General features: G+C 64.7%; 22 protein-coding genes. 11 read left to right on the forward strand and 11 right to left on the reverse strand.

The window, feature by feature from the left end; all coding sequences use genetic code 11:
• Positions 1 to 68 precede the first annotated feature (68 nt).
• Positions 69 to 656: a uracil-DNA glycosylase family protein gene (locus J3474_RS15565; RefSeq protein WP_207094744.1), complete on the forward strand. Its 588-nt coding sequence runs from the start codon at positions 69 to 71 to the stop codon at positions 654 to 656.
• Positions 657 to 677: 21 nt separating this feature from the next.
• On the opposite strand, the gene J3474_RS15570 is transcribed toward J3474_RS15565, so the two are convergent.
• Both J3474_RS15570 and J3474_RS15575 read right to left on the reverse strand, forming a co-directional pair.
• Complete coding sequence (locus J3474_RS15570; RefSeq protein ID WP_013832174.1) at positions 678 to 1,523, reverse strand: MipA/OmpV family protein; 846 nt, start codon at positions 1,521 to 1,523, stop codon at positions 678 to 680.
• Positions 1,524 to 1,607: 84 nt separating this feature from the next.
• A complete protein-coding gene (locus J3474_RS15575) occupies positions 1,608 to 2,153 on the reverse strand; it encodes a GNAT family N-acetyltransferase (protein WP_013832173.1) in 546 nt (181 codons plus the stop codon).
• A gap of 74 nt (positions 2,154 to 2,227) precedes the next feature.
• On the opposite strand from J3474_RS15575, the gene crtY reads away from it, so the two are divergent.
• The 5 genes from crtY to J3474_RS15600 are packed head-to-tail and all read left to right on the forward strand — an operon-like array spanning position 2,228 to position 6,937.
• Positions 2,228 to 3,454, forward strand: a complete 1,227-nt coding sequence (crtY, locus tag J3474_RS15580; RefSeq protein ID WP_207094745.1) for a lycopene beta-cyclase CrtY — start codon at positions 2,228 to 2,230, stop codon at positions 3,452 to 3,454.
• Entirely contained in the window at positions 3,451 to 4,929 is a 1,479-nt protein-coding gene (locus tag J3474_RS15585; RefSeq protein WP_007011979.1) for a phytoene desaturase, read from the forward strand. Before crtY ends, J3474_RS15585 begins: the two co-directional genes overlap by 4 nt.
• Entirely contained in the window at positions 4,926 to 5,363 is a 438-nt protein-coding gene (locus tag J3474_RS15590) for a T6SS immunity protein Tdi1 domain-containing protein (RefSeq protein WP_041558753.1), read from the forward strand. Before J3474_RS15585 ends, J3474_RS15590 begins: the two co-directional genes overlap by 4 nt.
• Position 5,364: 1 nt before the next feature.
• Positions 5,365 to 5,946, forward strand: a complete 582-nt coding sequence (locus J3474_RS15595) for a TIGR00730 family Rossman fold protein (RefSeq protein ID WP_207094746.1) — start codon at positions 5,365 to 5,367, stop codon at positions 5,944 to 5,946.
• A 37-nt stretch (positions 5,947 to 5,983) separates the two neighbouring features.
• On the forward strand, positions 5,984 to 6,937 hold the full coding sequence (locus tag J3474_RS15600) for a phytoene/squalene synthase family protein (RefSeq protein WP_207094747.1): 954 nt from the start codon (positions 5,984 to 5,986) through the stop codon (positions 6,935 to 6,937).
• Between the two features lie 240 nt (positions 6,938 to 7,177).
• On the opposite strand, the gene J3474_RS15605 is transcribed toward J3474_RS15600, so the two are convergent.
• Positions 7,178 to 8,440, reverse strand: a complete 1,263-nt coding sequence (locus tag J3474_RS15605) for a multidrug effflux MFS transporter (RefSeq protein WP_376706538.1) — start codon at positions 8,438 to 8,440, stop codon at positions 7,178 to 7,180.
• A gap of 92 nt (positions 8,441 to 8,532) precedes the next feature.
• Between J3474_RS15605 and dinB the strand changes: the two genes are divergently transcribed.
• Entirely contained in the window at positions 8,533 to 9,657 is a 1,125-nt protein-coding gene (dinB, locus tag J3474_RS15610) for a DNA polymerase IV (RefSeq protein WP_207094749.1), read from the forward strand.
• 43 nt (positions 9,658 to 9,700) lie between these two features.
• Here dinB and J3474_RS15615 read toward each other — a convergent pair whose 3' ends face one another.
• The 7 genes from J3474_RS15615 to J3474_RS15645 all read right to left on the reverse strand — a co-directional run bounded on the left by J3474_RS15615 (position 9,701) and on the right by J3474_RS15645 (position 15,441).
• On the reverse strand, positions 9,701 to 10,138 hold the full coding sequence (locus J3474_RS15615) for an NUDIX domain-containing protein (RefSeq protein ID WP_013832166.1): 438 nt from the start codon (positions 10,136 to 10,138) through the stop codon (positions 9,701 to 9,703).
• Between the two features lie 59 nt (positions 10,139 to 10,197).
• Positions 10,198 to 10,818 carry a 6-phosphogluconolactonase gene (locus J3474_RS15620; RefSeq protein WP_207094750.1) on the reverse strand — a complete coding sequence of 207 codons (621 nt, stop codon included), beginning with the start codon at positions 10,816 to 10,818 and terminating at the stop codon, positions 10,198 to 10,200.
• A gap of 116 nt (positions 10,819 to 10,934) precedes the next feature.
• Entirely contained in the window at positions 10,935 to 11,393 is a 459-nt protein-coding gene (locus tag J3474_RS15625; RefSeq protein WP_007011987.1) for a Dps family protein, read from the reverse strand.
• Between the two features lie 83 nt (positions 11,394 to 11,476).
• Positions 11,477 to 12,034, reverse strand: a complete 558-nt coding sequence (locus J3474_RS15630) for a hypothetical protein (RefSeq protein WP_207094751.1) — start codon at positions 12,032 to 12,034, stop codon at positions 11,477 to 11,479.
• A gap of 57 nt (positions 12,035 to 12,091) precedes the next feature.
• Positions 12,092 to 12,844, reverse strand: coding sequence for an HAD-IIB family hydrolase (locus J3474_RS15635; RefSeq protein WP_013832163.1), 753 nt, complete (start codon positions 12,842 to 12,844; stop codon positions 12,092 to 12,094).
• A gap of 118 nt (positions 12,845 to 12,962) precedes the next feature.
• Positions 12,963 to 14,003 carry a mannose-1-phosphate guanylyltransferase gene (locus J3474_RS15640; RefSeq protein WP_207094752.1) on the reverse strand — a complete coding sequence of 347 codons (1,041 nt, stop codon included), beginning with the start codon at positions 14,001 to 14,003 and terminating at the stop codon, positions 12,963 to 12,965.
• Between the two features lie 139 nt (positions 14,004 to 14,142).
• Complete coding sequence (locus J3474_RS15645) at positions 14,143 to 15,441, reverse strand: mechanosensitive ion channel family protein (RefSeq protein WP_013832161.1); 1,299 nt, start codon at positions 15,439 to 15,441, stop codon at positions 14,143 to 14,145.
• Positions 15,442 to 15,615: 174 nt separating this feature from the next.
• Between J3474_RS15645 and otsB the strand changes: the two genes are divergently transcribed.
• The 4 genes from otsB to J3474_RS15665 all read left to right on the forward strand — a co-directional run bounded on the left by otsB (position 15,616) and on the right by J3474_RS15665 (position 20,237).
• Positions 15,616 to 16,485, forward strand: coding sequence for a trehalose-phosphatase (otsB, locus tag J3474_RS15650; RefSeq protein WP_207094753.1), 870 nt, complete (start codon positions 15,616 to 15,618; stop codon positions 16,483 to 16,485).
• Positions 16,482 to 18,296, forward strand: a complete 1,815-nt coding sequence (locus tag J3474_RS15655) for a glycoside hydrolase family 15 protein (RefSeq protein ID WP_207094754.1) — start codon at positions 16,482 to 16,484, stop codon at positions 18,294 to 18,296. Before otsB ends, J3474_RS15655 begins: the two co-directional genes overlap by 4 nt.
• A gap of 47 nt (positions 18,297 to 18,343) precedes the next feature.
• Positions 18,344 to 19,765: an alpha,alpha-trehalose-phosphate synthase (UDP-forming) gene (gene otsA / locus J3474_RS15660; RefSeq protein ID WP_207094755.1), complete on the forward strand. Its 1,422-nt coding sequence runs from the start codon at positions 18,344 to 18,346 to the stop codon at positions 19,763 to 19,765.
• Between the two features lie 211 nt (positions 19,766 to 19,976).
• Positions 19,977 to 20,237 (forward strand): hypothetical protein, encoded by a 261-nt coding sequence (locus tag J3474_RS15665; RefSeq protein WP_207094756.1) that lies wholly within the window; start codon positions 19,977 to 19,979, stop codon positions 20,235 to 20,237.
• A gap of 60 nt (positions 20,238 to 20,297) precedes the next feature.
• On the opposite strand, the gene J3474_RS15670 is transcribed toward J3474_RS15665, so the two are convergent.
• Complete coding sequence (locus J3474_RS15670; protein ID WP_207094757.1) at positions 20,298 to 21,311, reverse strand: SDR family NAD(P)-dependent oxidoreductase; 1,014 nt, start codon at positions 21,309 to 21,311, stop codon at positions 20,298 to 20,300.
• Positions 21,312 to 21,454: the final 143 nt, after the last annotated feature.

The following is a 21,454-nucleotide window of genomic DNA, read 5'->3' on the forward strand; positions in this document are numbered from 1 at the left end:
ACCGGGTACCGCAAATTGACGGGGAAAAATATTGCGCAGCTGCAGTGCGAACCCCATCCATGCAGGGAATGTCGCAAGCGCTCGAAGATCTCCTGTCCGAAATCGCGGCCTGCCGCGTCTGTGAAAAGGCGCTGGGCCACGAGCCGCGTCCTGTCGTGCAGGCCGGGGAAAGTGCGCGCATCGTGGTGATCGGGCAGGCACCGGGCAGCAAGGTCCACGCCAGCGGCCGCCCCTGGGACGACGAGAGCGGCGATCGCCTGCGCGACTGGACGGGGATGACGCGCGATGTCTTCTACGATCCCGCACGGGTCGCGCACATGCCTTCGGGGTTCTGCTATCCGGGCAAGGCCAGCGGCGGCGACAAGCCCCCGCGCCCGGAATGCGCGCCTCTCTGGCATGACCGCCTGCTTGCCCGATTGCCGCAAGCTCGCCTCATGCTCTTGGTGGGACAATATGCCCAGAAGCTTTATCTGCCGCGCGGCTTCGCGCCCAACCTGACCGAGGCGGTGCGGCGCTGGCAGGATGCGCCCCAAGGCCGGTTTCCCCTCCCCCACCCGGCCTGGCGCAGCAGGCTGTGGATGGCGAAGAACCCCTGGTTCGAGGAGGTGGTCCTGCCGGACCTGCGCCGCCGGGTCAGCGATGCCTTGGCCGATTGATCGTCAGAACCCGATTGATCGTCAGAAGCTGTAGGCGACACCCAGCCCGGCCAGCCACTGATCGGCATCGCCGCGCAGCGAGGTGTAGGGCGTATCCTTGGAATCGCCCAGCATGCGCGAGTAGCTGGCGATCGAGAACAGCGCGAAGCCGCCATCGCGCAAGTCGCCGGACAGATCGTAGCCGACGAGCATCGTCGCGCTCACGCTTTCCCAGCCGCCCTTCGCCTGGAACTGCGGCAGGCCGCTCGCATTGGACTGGGCCGGGCTGACCGAATAGTAGTAATCGGCATAGTCGTCGTCGATGTGCTTGGCGCTGAGCGCCAGGGTCACCAGCGCCGCCTTGCTCACCGGCGTTATATAAGTGATCGATGGCGCCCAGGTCATGCCGCCATAGGCTCCGGCCACGTCCCACTTCACATCGGCACCCAAGGTGAGCGAATCGTAAGGGTTGAGCAGGCGATAGGCGGAAACGCCCCCGCTGGCCCCAAGTTCGACCGCAGTATCGAGCTTTCCGGCGGCGCGCACGACCGGGTCCTTGATCTGGTTGGCGCGATTGCGCGAGATCGTCGCCACCGGGCCGAGCGCGAAGCCGATCTTGGCATCGGGCGCATCGGGAATGACGTCGAGGGCAAGACCGGCCGGGCGCGGCGAGATGGTGATGCCCTTCACCCGCCCCTGCACGATCGGGATCGGCGAGATGACATAATCGTCCGAACCGTCGTAGCTCGGCCCATATATGGCGCCGACGCCGACCGTGATGCGATCCCGCATCATGGCTTCCCGGTCCTGCGCCTCGTCGGCAAGAGCAGGCGTCGCAGGAATAACGGCGGCCGTAACCAGAAGCGCGAGGCTTCGCGAAATATTCATGGGTTTCCCTCCAATTTCGCTTTCGCAACGCATAGTTACGCCCGATGTTTCATGGGGGCGTCAATATTACATCCGAAACCGATGCTACTCTGGCGGGACCTCACCGGGGAGGCTGTCCGCCCCCTCGCCAAGCTGTCGCTGCATCACGAAGACATCGAGCCACTGCCCATGCTTCCAGCCGGCGCCCGCCAGTGTTCCCACCGGCCGATAGCCTGCCCGGGCATGAAGGACAACCGAAGCCGGCTCGCTGGCGGCGATAACCGCGAACGCCTGCCGGAACCCGCGTCTTTCGCATTCCTCGACAAGCGCGGTCAGCATCCGCCCGCCGATGCCGCGGCCCAGACTGTCAGGGCGCACGAAGATGGTGGTCTCCACGCTGTAGCGATAACCCACGCGCGGCCCGTAGCGATGGGCATAGCCGACACCCAGCACCCGCCCGCCCGCATCGCGGGTGACCAGAACGGGATAGCCGGCATCGACGATGTCGGAGAGACGACGCGCGATCTCGGCCTCATCGGGAGGCTCGGTTTCGAAGGTCGCGGTGCTTTCCAGCACATAATGCGCATAGATCTCTGCTATGCCCCCGGCATCGGCCGGCGTCGCTTCGCAGACGTTCAGTTCATCGTCCATCATCCTGAACATGCCGCAAAGCAGCAATCATGCCAAGTTGCGGTAAAGTCACGCTGTCCCTAAACGTGACATCGATGAAGCAGACTTCCAGCCCACCGAACGACTGCGATCTGGCAATTCTGGGCGGTGGCCTCGCCGGGAGCCTGATCGCCATGGCCATGGCCGCAAGGCGCCCGGACTTGCGCGTGACTTTGGTCGAGCAAGGTGAAAGGCTGGGAGGCGATCACGTATGGTCTTTCTTTTCCAGTGACATAGCCGCCGAACACGGCTTCCTCGTTGAACCTCTGATCGCTGCGGCCTGGCAAGGCTACGCGGTCCATTTTCCCAACCGGTCGCGCGATCTGGGCACGCCGTACAACAGCATCACCAGCGAGAAGCTCGATGCCGCGGTCCGCGCAAGACTTCCCGCCGGGGCCATCGTCACCGGCGCACGCGTGCGCACGGCGGCGCCCGAATCGGTCGAACTGGAAGATGGCCGCACCATCGCCGCAGGCGCCGTCATCGACGCACGCGGCGCCTCGGGCATGGCGCACCTGGCCGGCGGCTGGCAGAAATTCATGGGCCGTCGCCTGCGCCTCCGCCGTCCGCACGGACTGCACCGACCGATCGTGATGGACGCGCGGGTAGAGCAGCTCGACGGCTATCGCTTCGTCTACTGCCTGCCCTTTTCCGATACCGAGGTCTTCATCGAGGACACATATTATTCGGACAGCCCGGACCTCGACCTGCCCTTGCTCCGCACGCGCATTGCCGACTATGCGGCTGCCAATGACTGGGATACGGCTAACGTCATCTACGAGGAAACCGGCGTCCTGCCGGTCATCGCAAAGGGAAGTTTCGAGGCGTTCTGGCGCGAAAACGAGCGCGGAACGGCTCCCGGCCTGGCCCGTGCCGGCGCCCGCGCCGCCCTTGTCCACCCGCTCACTTCGTATTCCATTCCCCATGCTGTAGACTTCGCCATGTATCTTACGACACTCGACAATCTCTCCGGCCAGCGCCTAGGAAGGGTCAGTCATGCATGGGCAGCACAGCACTGGCGCAAAGGACGCTTTTACCGGATGTTGACACGCATGCTTTTCGGCGCGGCCCGGCCGCTTGAGCGCTGGCGAATGCTGGAACGCTTCTACGGCCTGCCCGAAAGCCTGATCGAGCGATTCTATGCCGGGCGCTCGACGCCCGCCGACATGGTCCGCGTGCTGGCCGGCAAGCCGCCGGTGCCCATCGGCGCCGCGATCGCCAGCCTTGCCGGCGCCGGTCGCGAACTGGCCGACCTTTCCCCTCGCATCGGAGCGCAAGCATGAAGAAGGCCTGCGTCATCGGCGCCGGGTTCGGCGGCCTTGCCCTTGCCGTCCGCCTCCAGAGCGCGGGGATCGAGACGACGCTGGTCGAAGGCCGCGACAAGGTAGGCGGGCGCGCCTACGTCTGGGAACGCGAAGGCTTCACCTTCGATGCCGGCCCCACGGTCGTGACCGATCCCGACTGCCTGCGCGAACTGTGGGCCCTTTCGGGCAGCGACATGGCCGACGACGTCGAATTGATGCCGGTCATGCCGTTCTACCGGCTCAACTGGACCGACGGGACGGTATTCGACTACTCGAACGACGAAGTGGCCCTGCGCCGCGAGATCGCGCGTATCTCGCCCCATGACCTGAGCGGCTACGAGGAATTCCTGCGCTACGCCGCGGGCGTCTATCAGGAAGGCTACGTCAGGCTCGGCCACGAGGCGTTCCTCGACTTTTCCAGCATGATCAAGGCCGCCCCGGCGCTGGCCCGCTACCAGGCATGGCGCTCGGTCTATTCGATGGTTTCGGCCTATGTGAAAGACGAACGCCTACGTCAGGCGCTTTCGTTCCACACGCTGCTCGTCGGCGGCAACCCGATGACCACTTCGGCCATCTATGCCCTGATCCACAAGCTGGAGAAGGACGGCGGCGTGTGGTGGACGCGGGGCGGCACCAACAAGCTGGCACAGGGCATGACCCGGCTGTTCGAACGGCTCGGCGGCAAGGTGCGGCTGGGGGACAAGGTCGTGCAGGTCCTTACCGTGGGCGACCAGGCGACCGAAGTCGTTACCGAAAGCGGCTGGAAGGAGCACTTCGATGCGGTCGCCTCAAATGGCGACATCATGCACACCTACCGCGAGCTCCTTTCCGATTCGCCGCGCGGCACGGCCATGGCCAAGAAGCTGGCCACCAAGCGCTACTCGCCCAGCCTGTTCGTCGTCCATTTCGGGCTCGAGGGAACGTGGCCGGGCATTCCGCACCACACCATCCTGTTCGGGCCGCGTTACCGCGAACTCCTCTCCGACATCTACGAACACGGCGTGCTGCCTCGGGATTTCTCGATCTACCTGCACCACCCGACCGTGACCGACCCGTCGATGGCTCCGGCGGGCAAGAGCACGTTCTACGCGCTGGTCCCGGTCGCCCACATGGGCAAGCTGCCGATCGACTGGGACGAAGTGGGCCCGATCCTGGAGCGCCGCATCCTCGACGAGGTCGGCCGCCGCCTGATCCCGGACATCGACGACCGTATCGTGACCAAATTCCATTATGCGCCCAAGAACTTCGAGACCGACCTGTCCGCCTTCCACGGCAGCGCCTTCAGCCTCGAGCCGATCCTGACCCAGAGCGCCTGGTTCCGCGGCCACAACCGCGACGACCAGCTCAAGAACTTTTACCTCGTCGGCGCCGGCACCCATCCCGGCGCGGGCATTCCCGGCGTCGTCGGGTCTGCCAAGGCAACGGCAAAACTGATGATCGAGGACCTGCGATGAACCGCGTCATGAATGCCCTGCGCGGAGACTGGGGATGGACCGGCGTCGACTTCGCCGAGATCATCGCGGTCAGCCGCATGGGGCACCTGCTGCTTTCGGACACCGCGGGCACGATCCACTACCTCGACCCGGAAACCCGCGAGCTGATCTGCCTGGGCGGCGAGGAACAGGCGCGCCAGTACCTGGCCGACCCCGAAGTCTCGCTGGTCTGGCAGGCCGAAAAGCTGGTGCAGGCCGCGCAGGAACGCCTGGGCCCGCCGGAAGCCGAGGAAGTCTATACCCTCACGCCCGATGCGCTGCTCGCCGGAGACTACGGCGTCGAGAACCTGACGGTGATGCCGCTGGCCGAGCTGATCTCGTTCGCCGGACAGGTGGCGTGGCAGACCCGCAACATGGCGGACAACACCCCGATCAAGCTGAAGAGCAACGACTGACATGAAACGCCTTGCCGTTTACTGCGGCTCCGCTTCCCCGTCCGATCCGCGCTATCTTGCGCTCGCCCACAGCGTCGGCGCGGAACTCGCCCGCCGCCGCATCGGCGTCGTCTATGGCGGCGGCCGGCTTGGCCTGATGGGCGCAATCGCCTCCTCGGCGCTGGCTGCAGGCGGCGAAGTCATCGGCGTCATCCCCGAGGCGCTCGTCAGCGGCGAAGTCGCGAACTACGACTGCACCGAGCTGCAGGTGGTCGCCACGATGCATGAACGCAAGGCCGCCTTCGCCCGTCTTTCCGACGGCTTCCTGATCCTGCCCGGCGGCGTGGGCACGATGGACGAATTGTGGGAAGCGGTAAGCTGGGCCCAGCTTGGCTATCACAGCAAGCCGGTGGGCGTGCTCAACGCCTTCGACTTCTATGACGGGTTGCTCGCCTTCAATCGCCACATGGCCGAAGTCGGCTTCGTACGGCCCGCCCACCAGGGCATCATCATGGCCGAAAGCGAACTGGACCTGCTGCTCGAACGCATGCACGCGCACGAACCGATCACGCCGATCACCAAGATGAACCCGGACACCCTGTGACCCTCGATCCGACTGAAAACGGCCCCGCCATCCCGGCATGACCGCGACACGCAGCGAACTCGTCGCGGCGGCGCGCCAGTCGATCCGCAAGGGCTCGAAGAGCTTTGCGGCGGCCAGTCGCCTGTTCGATCGCACCACGCGCGAACGCGTCTGGCTGCTCTACGCCTGGTGCCGCGCCTGCGACGACATCGCCGACAACCAGGACCACGGTCACGCAAGCATCCCCGGCGCCTCCCGGCTCGATCCCGAGGCGCGGCTGGCGACGATCCGGACCCTGACCGAACTGGCCATCGCCGGCGAACAGACCGGCAGCATGGCGTTCGACGCGCTGGCCCAGCTCCTGCGCGAAGTGCCCCTCACCCGCGCGATGATCGAGGACGTCATTGCCGGGTTCGCGCTCGACGCGGCCGAATGGCGTCCCCGCAGCGAGGCGGACATGCTGCGCTACTGCTATCACGTCGCGGGCGCCGTCGGCGTGCTGATGGCCGCCGTAATGGGCGTTTCTCCCGATGACGACGACACGCTGGACCGGGCCTGCGACCTGGGGATAGCCTTTCAGCTGGCCAATATCGTGCGCGACGTCTGGGAAGACGATGCCGCCGGGCGCTGCTACCTGCCGGTCGAATGGCTGGCCGAGGCGGACATTCCGCCCGGCGAAGTCACCAAGCCGCATTACCGGCATGCCCTCGTGCCGATGGTGGCACGGGCCTGCGAGCTGGCCCGCGGCTACGAGGCATCGGCGCGCGTCGGCGCGACCCGCCTCGCCTTTCGCCAGCGCTGGGCGGTGTTGTCCGCGGCAAACATCTACGGCGGCATCGCGCGCAAGGTGGAAGCGCTGGGCGCACATGCCTGGGACCACCGGGTCACCACCACGCGACCGGAAAAGCTGGGGATGCTGCTCAAGGCTTTCGGTGAAGCGTGCCTTACCCCCGCTCCGGCCGCGAACCCTGCGCTTTCCCGCAGGGAACTGGCCGCACTGGCACGGCGCTAGCCACGCCCGCAGCCGTGCATTCGGCTATTCATGTGCCCAAACGTCCCATCGACCCGTGCCGCCAATTGAAGGCGCAGGGCGTTCTGTAAAGGACGAACCCGAAGGGCCGCAGCGCGATTTGCAATGGGGCAATTCGCAATTGCAGGAAGACCTTGCCTGCCCTGAAGCCGACCAGCAACCGCGTTGCTATCGAGTGGTCCTCTGGTGCGATGACCTGCAGAAGTTGTTTCGGGCCGCGGTTCAGGGCCGCTTGCCCGGCGGGTAGTAGCCCGGCGGATAGTTGAGCCTGCGGAACAGTTTTCCGCGTTCCGAATAGATCACCGCTGCCAGGGAGACTACGCCGGCCACCAGCATCGAGGCGAAGATCGGCCGTGCCGTCCCGTCATAGGCCTGGCCGATCAGCGCGCCGAGCGAAGCGCCGACCAGAAGGCGAATGAAAGACATGATCGAAGAAGCCGCCCCCGCGGTACGAGCGAAAGGCTGCAGGCTGATCGACTGGAAGTTGGCGCTGATGAACGCCATCATGCAGATACTGAATGTCATCAGCGGCACGAAGACCCACAAGGTGTCCGACCCGCTCATCGCTATGCCCAGATGAACGGCTGCGGCGACGATGTAGGCGATCAGAGCAGACTGCGAGACGCGCCGTGCGCCGTAGCGTTCGACGATGCGCGAATTCGCGAAGTTGGCGACGGCCATGACCAGCGCCATGCCGCCAAAGATCATCGGGAACATGAGGCCTGCCCCGAAATGCTCTCCGACCAATTGCTGCGCGCTGTTGATGTAACCGAACAGCGCCGACTGAACGAGCGCCATCCCGACGATATAGCCGATCGATTCGCGCACGGTCAGCGCCGAGGCCATGTTGCGCAGGATGACGACCGGGCGAATTTCCTGCCGGTGCTCAGGATCGAGCGTCTCGGGCAGGCGCAGCAGCATCCAGATCATCACGGCCGTACCCAGCACTGCCATGATACCGAAGATCCAGCGCCATCCGGCGAACAGCATGACCGTCTGTCCCAGCATCGGCGCGATCATCGGAATAACCATGAATGTCATTGCCACCAGCGACTGCATGCGCGCCATCTGGTCGCCTTCGAAGCGGTCGCGGATGATCGTCATCGGCATGACCATCAGGGCAGCGCTCAAGCCCCCCATCAGACCCCGCGCGACCAACAGCAGCGTGAAGTCCGAGGCCACTGCGCAGGCGAGCGATGCCAGAACATAGGCGCACAGGGAAAAGGTAAGCACCGGCTTGCGGCCGAAACGGTCGGCCAGCGAGCCGGGGATCAGAGAGCCCAGCCCGCTGCATATGAGAAACACGCCGACTATGAGCTGGCGATCGTTGGGATCGGTCAGCTTCAGATCGGCTGAAATCGACCCGAGCGCCGGCAGCATGACGTCAATCGCAAGCCCCTGCAGCGCCTGGAATGACGCGAGCAGGATGACAAACTCCACGCCGGAGCTCGGAACAGAATCCGTTTTTGCCTGGGGGGTCGACATAGGATTGCGCATTGCAGCAAGAATTTTCACCTTGCCAGCAAATTCTAACAGATGATGGCATCCTGCGTGCCATCGGCCCTATATCGATGCCCATGTCACCGCGTGATGGAGAATCGGCAGACGGCGAGGAAGAGGCCGACGGCCTTCGCAAGATCATCCATGTCGATATGGATGCCTTCTTTGCCAGCGTCGAACAGCGAGACGATCCCGAGCTGCGCGGAAAGCCGGTCGCAGTCGGCGGCTCATCCGGGCGCGGCGTCGTGGCGGCCGCCAGTTACGAGGCGCGCAAGTTCGGCGTTCGCTCTGCCATGCCTTCCACTCGGGCGGCGAGGCAATGCCCCGGCCTGATCTTCCGCAAGCCGCGCTTCGAAGTCTATCGCGCCGTCAGCCAGCAGATCCGGGCGATATTTCACGAGTACACGCCGCATGTCGAACCGCTCTCGCTCGACGAAGCCTATCTGGATGTTACCGCAGACCTCAAGGGGTTGGGCTCGGCCACCCGCATTGCCGAGGAAATCCGCCGCCGCATCAAATCCGAAACCGGGCTGACCGCCAGCGCCGGAGTTTCCTACAACAAGTTCCTTGCCAAGCTGGCCAGCGACCAGAACAAGCCGGACGGGCTGTGCGTGATACGCCCCGGAGAAGGCGCGGCCTTCGTGGCCATGTTGCCGGTGCGCCGCTTCCACGGCGTGGGTCCGCGCGGGGCCGAAAAGATGGCGCGACTGGGCATCGAAACCGGTGCTGACCTGCGCGGGAAGGACATCCACTTCCTGCGCCAGCATTTCGGCAGCTTTGCCGAATACCTCTACCGCGCCGCCCGCGGTGTCGACCTGCGGCAGGTCCGCGCCAATCGCCCACGCAAGTCGGTGGGAGGCGAGAGGACCTTCTTCGAGGACATTGCCCGGGCAGATGCGCTGCGCGAAACGATGGACTCGATCATCGACATCGTCTGGGACCGCATCGAACGCGCCGAGACGCGCGGGCGCACGGTCACCCTGAAGCTGCGCTACGCCGACTTCCGCACGATCACCCGCGCCCGGTCGCTTTCCCATTTCGTGACGGGCAAGGAAGAATTCGGACAGATCGGCCATGCCCTGCTGGATGACCTCATGCCCCTGCCCCAGCCGATCCGGCTGATGGGCCTGACCCTGTCGGCCCTCGAACGCGAAGAAGCCGTCGCAAGGGACGCAAAGGACGGACAACTCTCGTTGCTCTGAGATCGTCAGGGCCAGTCCGGCCCCCGCCAGTTCGTCCCTGGAGCTACTTTGAGGCGGGCGTCCCTTCGGCGCAGGCCCGCCTGTACGTTTCCATCCAGAGCTGCAGACCCTGCCGCAGATCGTCCGTCATGCGCTCGGGCAGCGAATCGAGGGGAAAGAATTCTGCCTCGATGACCTCACGAGCGTCGGGCACCGGCACGCTGTCCGTTCGTCCGATCACGACATGGACAATGTTCGTGGCGCCAAACAGGTCCTCGACTACTGTCTGGATCTCACGCGCACCGTCGAGTTTGCAGCCTGTCTCCTCGCGAAGCTCTCTTTCGGCGGCGACAAGGGGATGCTCGCCCCTATCCAAGCCGCCGCCGGGAAACATCCAGTCGTCCGGACCATAAGAGTGACGTTGCATCAACAAATGGCCGCGCGCATCGAACGCAAGCACGCGAACGCCCTCGACGGTCGGCCGCCGGAGGGTCCAGATCATGCGCCGCACCCTATATGCGAGACGGTACAGCCCGCGGTGCAACGGCGCTGGCAATCCCGTCAGCAAAAGCAGGTCACCTTGTGGCGGGCAGCGCCCAGCAGGCGGGCGACCGGAAGATCGTGCTCGCCCCGAATCGCGCCGTCGAGGACCGCGCGCTTGTCGGCGCCGCGGATGACGAACATGATCTCGTCGCTGTCGAGCAGCGAGGGGATCGTCAGGCTCACGCGATCGAACGGCGCTTCTGGCGGAAGCGGGTCGGGCGTCAGGCGCCGCACCGCATGGCGATCGTTGGCCTGCGGATCGGTGTTCGGAAAGAGCGAGGCAATGTGCCCGTCACCGCCCATCCCCAACCACGCGACGGCGAAATGCGGGGGCTGTGCGTCCTCCGTCAACGGCACGATCTGCGCCCCGACCGGTTCGAGGCGGGAGCGGATCTTGCCGACGTTCGAGGCGGGATGTTCCTCTTCGACGATACGGTCGTCACCCGGCCACACGGCAATGCGGTGCCAGGGCAGGTTCATCTTCGCCAGCAGGTCGAAGATCGGAAACGGCGTCGATCCGCCCGGCACGGTCACGGCGATCTGGTCGGATGTGAGCGACAGGGCCGCCCGCAGGCGCTGCGCGAACCATTCGGCAATCGCCTTGTCGTCGGCGTTCTCGATAATCTGGATCTTGGGCATCGACGCGCTCTAGCAGCGCGCGATCAATTTGTCGTGGGGGTTGAAGGGCCTTTTGCCCGTCCCGGAAATGGACTTGATGGGGGCGGCGAACCGGATCGCCGCCCGCCATTTCTCCGTCAGGCGAGAATTTCGCGCAGGAACCAGGCGCGCTGTTCGGCCTGATCGGTCCAGTCGTCGACGATGCCGTCGGTGGCATTGTCGCCCGCTTCGCCGGCTGCGGCCTTCACTTCGCGCAGACGCTCGACATAGGCGAGATTGTCGTCACGCAGTTCCCTGACCATCGCCATCGCATCGAGGTCGGTCGAATCCTGAGGCTTGATGCGGGTCTTGGCCGAGATCGCATCGGGACTGGTGAGGGTCTTTCCGCCCTGCTTGCGCACGCGCTCCGCCACAAGGTCGGTCAGCGCGAAGATTTCCGTCGCATGTTCGTCGAACAGCAGATGCAGGTCACGAAACTGAGGGCCCTTCACATGCCAGTGAAAGTTCTTGGTCTTCACATAGAGCGCGAAAGTGTCTGCCAGAAGCCCGTTGAGGCTGTCGATAAGCGCGGCCTGTACGTTGTCCTTGGAAGTCATGGTTATCCCTCGTGCTGTAATGTTGATCCGAATATATAATCCAAAACGCGCATTAAAAGACTTGGTTCAATCGGATATTCCGATCACAGTAGCCCGAATTCCCTCAGGAAGATCACCAGGGCGACCAGCACCAGAACGGCACCGACGATACGGCGCCCGCGCTTCGCCAGTGGTCGATCGAGAACGCCGGGTGCCGCCCATGCAAAGATGGAGAGGACAAGGCCGCCAAGCAAGCCGCCGGAGCCTGCCGCCAAGGGGGCGCCCAACCCTACTGCGAGGCCGAATATCAGGAACCGAACCGCGTCGGTCACTTGCGCAGCGGCCAGCACGAGGCCGAGCGCACCGAGCGAATTGGTCGGCTCCTTCGGCTTGCGGCGCGGCGCCAGGATCATCGATTCCAGACCCGCGCAACCGATCGCGATCCCGGCAAAGATCGCACGCGCCGGCGGCGGCAGGACGGGAAGCATCTTCAGGGCTGCCCATGCCGCCAATGCCGAAGTCAAGCCGGTGCAAACCAGAGCGACCAGCAACACGCCCGGACGCTGCCCCTGCCGCGCCGTGAGTCCGGCGATCGTGACCTGATCGCGCGCACCGAACCCCGCGAGAAGTACGCCGATGAATGTCAGGTAGAAAGCCGGCATCGGGGCCCCGCGTTCACGGCCGGAGCCGCCATCGACCGGTCACTGCCTCCAGCGCAGTCAGGCCAGCTTCTGGCAGGATACGATGGCCGCAATGACATTGGCGGTATCGGCCGGATCGCGCACGCAGATCGTGTCGAGCCCCATCGCCTTGGCGGGATAGTCGTTGCCGCCCGGGAAAATGGCATCGCCGATGAAGAGAATGTCGCGCTCCTCGACGCCGCTATGCTCTGACAGGCGCCGCAGCCCCCAGGCCTTGTCGACACCGGGCTGGGTCACGTCAACGGATGTTGCCCCGCCGAGATTGATCGAAACGCCGGGCAGGCGCTGGATCAGGTCGGCCTGGATCACCTTGCGCTTGGCGAAATCGGGATCCCAGACTTCCTTGGCCTCAAGCGGCGCCTGCTGGCCAAGCGCGGAAAAGGTGATCTGGCTTCCGCGATCCTCGATCCGCTCCCCCCAGGTCTGTTCGGGCACGAAGCCGGTCGCTTCGAGCGAGGCGTCGAAGGCATCGAGAATGGCCTGCTTCTGCTCGTCGCTGAAGAGTTCGGCATAGACGGCGTTCCAGCCGCCTTCGCGATGGACATAGAGCTTGGCACCGCTCGTCGGCAGCATCCACAGGCGCGAGAGGTCGGCATGACCGGGCAGCCGGCTGGCCACCTGCTTGTCGAACTGCGGCCAGTCACCGCCCGAAATCACCGCAACCTGAGCGACTTCGAGAAGATCGGCCATGGCCTGCGCCATCTCGTCGGTAAGCGGCTGCTTGCTGAGAGCCAGAGTCCCGTCGAGATCGAATGCCACGATTTGCTTCATTATCAACCTTTCATGGTCCGGCCTTCGCACGGGCGGGAACAAGCGCCATGCCGGATCAGGATTTCATCTGCATGGCGCAGCACGAACGCGTCCGCAAGCGCACCATGGGAGTACTCGACTATTGGTTGACCGCGCCCGAAAGCTTGCCGACTTTCTGCACGCCTGCGGCCGTCGTGATCACGATGTCGTCGCCATCGACGACGACGATCACGTCCTCGAGCCCGATAACCGAGACTCGTGGGCCATCGCTGTCGACCAGGACATTGCGGCAATCGACCAGTTCGGCGTCGGCGCCGCGCACGGTGTTGCCGTTGCCGTCACGGTTCAACGCATCGTGCAAGGCCTGCCAGTTGCCAATGTCCGACCACTCCATGTCGGCCGGGACCATGGCCGCCCGCTCGGTGTTTTCCATCACCGCATAGTCGACAGAATCGCTTTCCGTCGCAGCGAACGTTTCGGCGTCGGGATGAAAGCGTGCCCCCTCTTCCCGGCCCTGGGCGACAGATTCGCGCACTGCCTGTGCGATCTGTGGCCGATGCGCCGCCAGTTCGGCGAGGAAGTCACCCACCCGGAAGGCAAAAATGCCTCCATTCCAGGCGTAACCACCATCGGCCAGGAAGGCCTTGGCCCTTTCCAGATCCGGCTTTTCGACGAACTGCGCTGTCCTGAAGCCCCTCTCGTCGATCGGTTCGCCGCGCTTCAGGTAGCCGAAGCCGGTTTCCGGCGCGGTCGCCTCGATCCCGAAGGAGACCAGCCAGCCCTCTTCCGCCAGCGCCGCGGCCTTGAGCGCTGCTTCGGCAAAGACCTGCGGCCTGCCGATATGATGGTCGCTGGGGCACACCAGCATGATCGCGTCTTCCGGCAACCGATTGGCGGCCAGCGCGATGGCGGCAGCCGTATTACGCGCCGCCGGCTCGACGATGACCTTGGCATCGGCGCGACCGCCCAGCTGCGCCTCGACATGATCGAGGTGTTTGGCTCCAGTCACGACAATCGGCCCGGCAAACCCCGCAACAGCAGGACATCGCGCGAGGGTGGCTTCGAACAGGGTCTGTTCGCCTACCAGGGGCAGGAACGGCTTGGGCTTGGCGGCACGGCTGCGCGGCCACAGCCTCGTACCGCTGCCTCCGCACAAAATGACTGGAACGATTGTAGGCATGGGCCTCTGAAATGACGGAAAAGCGTGTGTCGCGAGTATTGCCGGTCGCAGTCAGGCGCAACCGGTTCATTGGAGTTACACTTGCGCCTTGCGCAAGGAAAGATCCGGTAAACTACTCAGCGGCACACTCAAGCGTCATTTAATCAGTCGACAATGGAGCCAACCGTCCCCGCAACGGCTCACCCAACCCCGCAAGGTCGCGCCCGCTGGGATGCTGAAACAGACGCAGGCCGAATTGCGGCAGGATTGCAAGAAGATGGTCGAAGATATCGCCCTGGATGCTCTCGTATTCGCCCCAGTCGACGGTATCGGTGAAGCAGTAGATCTCCAGCGGCAGGCCCTTTTCGGTCGGCGCAAGCTGGCGAACCATCAGCGTGCCGCGACGGGCGATGCGCGGGTGCGCTTCGAGGTAGGCAAGCATGTAGGCGCGAAAGGTGCCGACATTGGTCGGACGTCGGCGGTTGACCGGGCGGTCGTCCTCCCCCTCGCGCACGGCATTCTGCGCGTTCCACTCGGCCAGCTCCTTGTCCTTTGCGGCCATGTAGGGCTCAAGCAGCATGAAACAGCGCAAGTCCTCCCACTGCTCGCGGCTCAGGAAGTCGATGGTGGTCTGGTCGATCAGCAGCGAACGCATGATGCGCCTGCCGCCCCATTCGCGCATGAAACGCCAGTTGCGGTAGGAATCGGAGATCAGCTTGTGCGTCGGGATCGTCGTGACGGTCTTGTCGAAGTTCTGCACTTTCACGGTGTGCAGCGCGATATCGATCACGTCGCCGTCGGCATTGAGCTGCGGCATCTCGATCCAGTCGCCCACGCGCAGCATGTCGTTGGAGCGCAGCTGTACCGAAGCCACGAGCGAGAGGATCGTGTCGCGGAAAATCAACATGATCACCGCGGCAAGCGCGCCCAGACCGGACAGCAGGAGTAGCGGCGACTGGCCGATCAGCGCCGCGACAATCAGGATCGCGGCGGCGGCATAGATCAGGATCTTCGCGACCTGCAGATAGCCCTTGATCGGCCGGCTCGCCGCCTCGGGCTTCAGTTCATAGGCATCGTTGGCCAGTTCGAGCAGATCGCACAGCGCGCGCGCGAGGGTAAAGATGATGAAGGCCTGCGAGAGGACCTGCACCAGCACGACGGCCTGCGGCGGCAGGCCCGCGATCACGGCAATCCCCTGATGCAGGATGACCGCCGGCACCACGTTGGCGAGGTGGGTGACGAGCTTGCGCACGTCGTTCGCCTCGTTGCGCAGCGGGGTGCGCGCGATCATCATCGTCACCGGCCGCACGACCAGCTTCTTGGCCAGCCAGTTGGCGAACCAGGCGACCAGCAGGATACCGGCCAGCGAGACAAGCGCATAGGCGGCCGGCTGACCGGCAAAGAACGTAGTGATGGAATCGAGCGTCTGGATCGGTGCCTCCCCGCGTGCCTCTGGCATGGAGTGATAGAAGAACCGGAACGGCAGCGCCCGGTTCGCAGCGCGCGGACAATGGCGACCGCGACCCGGCATTTCAACCGGGGAACCGGCCTTTCACCCGATCGTTGCTGCAAAGCGGCATTTTTGCGGAGCTGGGGGTTGGCCTGTGTGCCAGATGATGCAAAGGTCATTGCGATGACAGACGAAAGCGACAGCCTGAAGCTGGCGCTGCGCGGATCGTCTCCCGACGACCTGTCCCAGCCGCCCCCCTTGCGCCTTTCCTCGAAGGCCGCCCTCTTCCTCGATTTCGACGGAACCCTCGTCGATATCGCCGCCCATCCTGACCATGTCGAGGTCGCCAGGGCCCTGCCCGCCCTGATCGAGACGCTGGGCGAACAACTCGAAGGCCGCCTCGCCTTGGTCAGCGGCCGAGCGCTCGAGGCGCTGGACCGCCTGCTGGGTCCGGTCGACGTTGCGATGGCCGGCTCCCACGGCGGCGAGTTTCGTCCTTGCCGCAATGCCGAAATCCACCCGCTCGCCGATCCGCTGCCCGAAACGATCGCCCGCCCGCTCGGCGCTTTCGCCCGGGACAACGGCGAACTGCTGGTCGAGCACAAGCCTTTCTCGATGGCGGTGCACTATCGCGGGAAGCCGGAAATGCGCGCGCCGCTCCTTGCCCTGGCGCACGATCTGGCAGAGGCCCATGGCGCCGGCGTCAAGGACGGCAAGATGGTCGTCGAAGTGGTCATGCCCGGATCGGACAAGGGCAGCGCCGTCGCGCGCTTCATGGACATGCCGCGCTTTGCCGGTTCGACCCCCTATTTCATCGGCGACGACGTGACCGACGAAGATGCCTTCAAGGCCGTCACCGCAATGGGCGGCGAAGGCATCCTGGTCGGCCCGATGCGTCAAACGGCGGCCTGTTGGCGGCTCGAAAGCGTCGAGGAGGTCCACGCGTGGCTCACCCGCGCTATCGCCGACGCCAACGCCGACATCCCGGCCGGTGCAGCCGGAAAGTCACCCGATACCGAAAATGCAGGCCAAGCAGGAGAACGCCCCGAATGAGCTCGCTGGAACTGTGGCCGATCGGCAATTGCCAGGTCAGCGGTCTGATCGACGAATCCGGCGCCATCGTCTGGGGCTGCGTCCCGCGCGTCGACGGCGACCCGACCTTCTGCGCGCTGCTGCGCGGTGACGATGGGCAGGACGCGGGCACCTGGCGCTTCGAGCTGGAGGAGCAGGTCTCCATCAGCCAGCACTACATGCGCAATACGCCGATCCTGGTAACGCGGCTGGAGGACGTTCACGGCGGCGTCGTCGAAGTGATCGACTTCTGCCCGCGATTCCAGCGCTCTGGGCGCACCTACCGCCCGGTGGCCTATGCCCGCATCGTGCGCCCGGTCCACGGCTCGCCGCGCATCAAGGTCGTGCTCACGCCGATGAGCGGCTACGGCGCCCAGCTGGCCCACATCACCCATGGCTCCAACCACATCCGCTACCTGGTCGAACGCAACACCCTGCGCCTGACCACGGATGCGCCCATCGGCTATGTCCTCGACGAGCGCTACTTCCGCCTCGAGCGACCGATGCACTTCTTCCTCGGCCCGGACGAACCCTTTGCCGGAAATGTCCAGCATGAGCTGGAAACCATGTGCCAGCTGACCGAGGCCTACTGGGCCAACTGGGTGCGCGGCCTTGCCACCCCGATGGACTGGCAGGATGCGGTGATCCGCGCCGCGATCACCCTCAAGCTGTGCCAGCACGAGGAAACCGGCGCGATCGTCGCCGCCCTCACCACGTCGATTCCCGAAGCGCCGAACACCCAGCGCAACTGGGACTACCGCTACTGCTGGATCCGCGACGCCTATTACACGGTGCAGGCGCTCAACCACCTGGGCGCGCTCGACGTGCTGGAGAAGTATCTCGCCTACTTGCGCAACATCGTCGACGATGCCGAGGGCGGCGCGATCCAGCCGCTCTACGCGGTCAGCGGCGCCAAGGAGATCATCGAGTGGGAGGCCAAGGACCTGTGCGGCTATCGCGGCATGGGCCCGGTGCGCGTGGGCAATGCCGCCTATTACCAGGTCCAGAACGACTGCTACGGCCAGATCGTCCTGCCATCGATCCAGGCTTTCTCCGACCGCCGGCTGCTGCGCATGGCGAACATGGACGATTTCGAAAGCCTGGAAGAAGTGGGCGAGATGGCGTGGAAGACCCACGACCAGCCCGACGCGGGCCTGTGGGAGCTGCGCACCCGCACCGCGGTCCATACTTATTCGAGCGTGATGAGCTGGGCCGCCTGCGACCGTCTTGCCAATGCCGCCCAGCATCTTGGCCTGGAAGACCGCCACAAGCTCTGGCGCGAACGGGCCGACACGATCCGCAGGAACATCGACGAAGGCGCCTGGTACAGGCTGGAAGGCCCCGACCTCGACGATGGCGGCGCGGGCGGATACTATGTCGCCAGTTTCGGCGGGGACCAGCTTGACGCCAGCCTGCTGCAAATGGTCGAGCTGCGTTTCGTCCATGCAGCCGATCCCAGGTTCCAGTCGACGCTGCAGGCGGTCCAGAAGTCCCTGCGCCGGGGCGAGCACATGCTGCGCTATGCCAACGAGGACGATTTCGGCCTGCCCGAGACGGCGTTCAACATCTGCACCTTCTGGCTGATCGAGGCCCTGCACCGCAGCGGCCAGGACGAAGAAGCCCGGCGTCTGTTCGAGGCCATGCTCGGCCATCGCACCAAGTCGGGCCTTCTCTCGGAGGACATGGATTTCGAGACGAGCGAGCTGTGGGGGAACTTCCCCCAGACCTATTCGCTTGTCGGTATCATAAACTGCGCCGGGCAACTGTCGCGGTCTTGGCGGGACTGGCGCTGACGCGCCGGGACCGATCGGCGCCAGAGGGCGTCACAGGGGACGGAAGTATGAGCAGGCTGATTGTCGTATCGAACCGGGTTTCGGTGCCCAAGGCGGCAGGTGCTGCGGGTGCGCAGGGCGGACTGGCGGTGGCGCTCAATTCGGCGCTGCGCGAACATCGCGGCATCTGGTTCGGCTGGTCGGGGCAAGAAACCGAGGAATTCACCGGTCACCTCAACATGCAGCGGATCAACGATGTCACGACCGCGACCATCGACCTGGAACCGCAGGACATCGACGAATACTACAACGGCTATGCCAATCGCACGCTCTGGCCCCTGTTCCACTACCGCATCGACCTGACCGAGTATGACCGCAGCTTCGGCGAGGGCTACGAACGCGTCAACGCCCGCTTCGCCACCAGCGTGATTCCCCTGATCGAACCTGACGACCTCGTGTGGGTACACGATTATCACCTGCTCCCGCTCGGTTCGATGCTGCGGCGCAAGGGCATCAACAACCGCATGGGCATTTTCCTGCACACGCCCTGGCCGCCCACGCGCCTGCTGGTTTCGCTGCCCTTCCACGAGCGGCTGGTCGCCTCGATGCTCGAATACGACGTGATCGGCTTCCAGACCCAGGAGTGGCTGGAAAGCTTCATGCATTACGTCAGCAAGGAAATGGGCCTGCCGATCACCGACGATGGCACGGTCGAGTATCAGGGCCGCAAGATCATGGCCAAGGCGTTCCCGATCGGCGTCGACTACGACGAATTCGTCGAAGGCGCCCGCAGCGCCGAAGCGCAGGAGGCCTACGAGCGACTCAAGGCCAGCATTCGCGGCCGCAAGCTGATGATCGGCGTGGACCGGCTCGACTATTCGAAAGGGCTGGGCGAGAGATTCGAGAGTTTCGGCCGCTTCCTGACCGACAACCCGGACCAGGCCGGCAATGTCGTGCTGTTGCAGATCGCCCCGCCTTCGCGCGGAGACGTCGCCAGCTACCAGCAGATCCGCGAGGACCTGGAACGCAAGACCGGCCATATCAACGGCGCCCACGCCGATGTCGCCTTTGTACCGATCCGCTACGTGAACCGCGGCTATCCGCGCAGCCACCTGGCCGGGTTCTACCGCGCCGCGGACATCGGACTCGTCACGCCCCTGCGCGACGGCATGAACCTGGTCGCCAAGGAATACGTTGCCGCGCAGGACCCGGAAGATCCCGGAGTCCTGATCCTCTCGCAGTTCGCCGGCGCCGCCCAGCAGCTGACCGAGGCCCTGCTGGTCAATCCGCACTCGATCGAGCACGTCAGCGAGGCGATCAAGCGCGCGCTCGACATGCCGCTGAGCGAACGCAAGCAGCGCCATGCCAAGCTGCTCGCCTCGGTTCGCGACGAAGACGTCCTGCGCTGGCGCGAGGACTTCGTGGCCGCCCTGTTCGGGCAGGCAGACGGCAATGGCACGAACGGCGACAAGATCGACGAGGCCGCCTGACCGCCAGTCACCGTGCAGCGGCAGGCCCTGCCTTCAGCCTGCCGCTTGCACCGCGTTGCCCATCACGATTTCGACACACGAGTGAAACCGAATTGACCTCAAGAGCGATTATCCTCTCGCAACATGGATGACGGGAATCGGGCAGGCCCTGGCGCCCGGCCCGAAACCGCCACGAAACGAGAGGGCCCGGCAGGCGGGCAGAGTGCAGGCAATGAAGACGGTTGTTTACGGCGAATGCGTTCACTCGGGCGCGTGCGCAAGCGTGCGGATCTCCAGCCTCGCCGATTCGGGCTGCGACCTCGAAATCGAAGCTCCCGCGGCCCTTGACGACGGGGAGTGTACCTTGTGGATCGGCGCCATCGGCCCCTTCCCCGCCACCGCCATCCGCAAGACCGCCCGCCAGCTGCTCCTCCGGTTCAAGGAGCCGCTGGACCGCAAGATCGTCGCGCACTTCAACTGCGCCATAGCCTGACTGATCGGCCCCGGGTGGCTACCCGCCCGGGACGTCAGCCCTCGCTTCATCGATCTGCAGTCAGACGTCCAGATACCCCCGGTACCATTCCACGAAGCGCGGCACGCCGATCTCGATCGGCGTTGTCGGCGCGTACCCGGTGTCGCGGGTCAGCGCGTCGATGTTGGCGTAAGTGGCCGGGACGTCACCCGGCTGCATCGGCAGAAGGTTGAGTTCGGCCTTCACGCCGCAGGCATCTTCCAGCACTTCGATGAGACGCATCAGGCGTTCGCTGCGGTTGTTGCCGATGTTGTAGAGGGCGTGCGGCTTGACGCTGCCGCCAGCCTTTTCCCGGCCGTCGTCCACTGGCGGACGGTCGAGGCAGGCCAGGACGCCGCCGACGATATCGTCGATATACGTGAAGTCGCGCTGCATCTCGCCGTGGTTGTAGACGTCGATCGGGCGGCCGGAGAGCATGCGCTCGGTGAACTTCCACATGGCCATGTCGGGACGCCCCCAGGGACCATAGACCGTGAAGAAGCGCAGGCCGGTCAACGGAATGCGGAACAGGTGAGCGTAAGTCTCGCTCATCAGTTCGTCCGCCTTCTTGGTCGCGGCGTAGAGCGATACCGGGTGATCCGCGCGGTCCTCCACCGCGAAGGGCAGCTTTTCATTGCCGCCATAGACCGAACTGGAGCTGGCATAGACCATGTGCCCGACCTGCCGGGCGCGGGCGATCTCAAGCATATTGACGTGGCCCGCCAGGTTCGAGGCGACATAAGCCTGCGGGTTTTCCAGCGAGTAACGCACGCCCGCCTGCGCGCCCAGATGCACGATCAGGCCGAAATCATGTGGCGCGAGCGCGGCCTGCGTGGCCTCCATGTCGGCAAAGTCGAGAGTGTGGAACGTGAAGTGATTGCCGAACCGCGCGACAAGACGATCCCGGCGGGCCTCTTTCAGGGAGACCTGATAGTAGTCGTTCATCGAATCGATGCCGATCACCGGCTGCCCGCGCGCCATCAATGCTTCTGCCACCGCGGCACCGATGAAGCCGGCCGCGCCGGTGACAAGGACCGTCGGGTATTGCGAAACCATGCATGCTCCCATCTTGAAATGCGCAGCCGCGCCGGGCCGGAACCTGATCGGGGTGAATGACCGGGACGGAATGCCCCGTAGCGGACGCATCTCCCACTAGGCGTTTGACGCGTTGCAACATGGACCATATGCCATGGCCCGCA

The sequence above is a fragment of the Novosphingobium sp. PY1 genome, from assembly GCF_017312445.1.
GTDB lineage: Bacteria > Pseudomonadota > Alphaproteobacteria > Sphingomonadales > Sphingomonadaceae > Novosphingobium.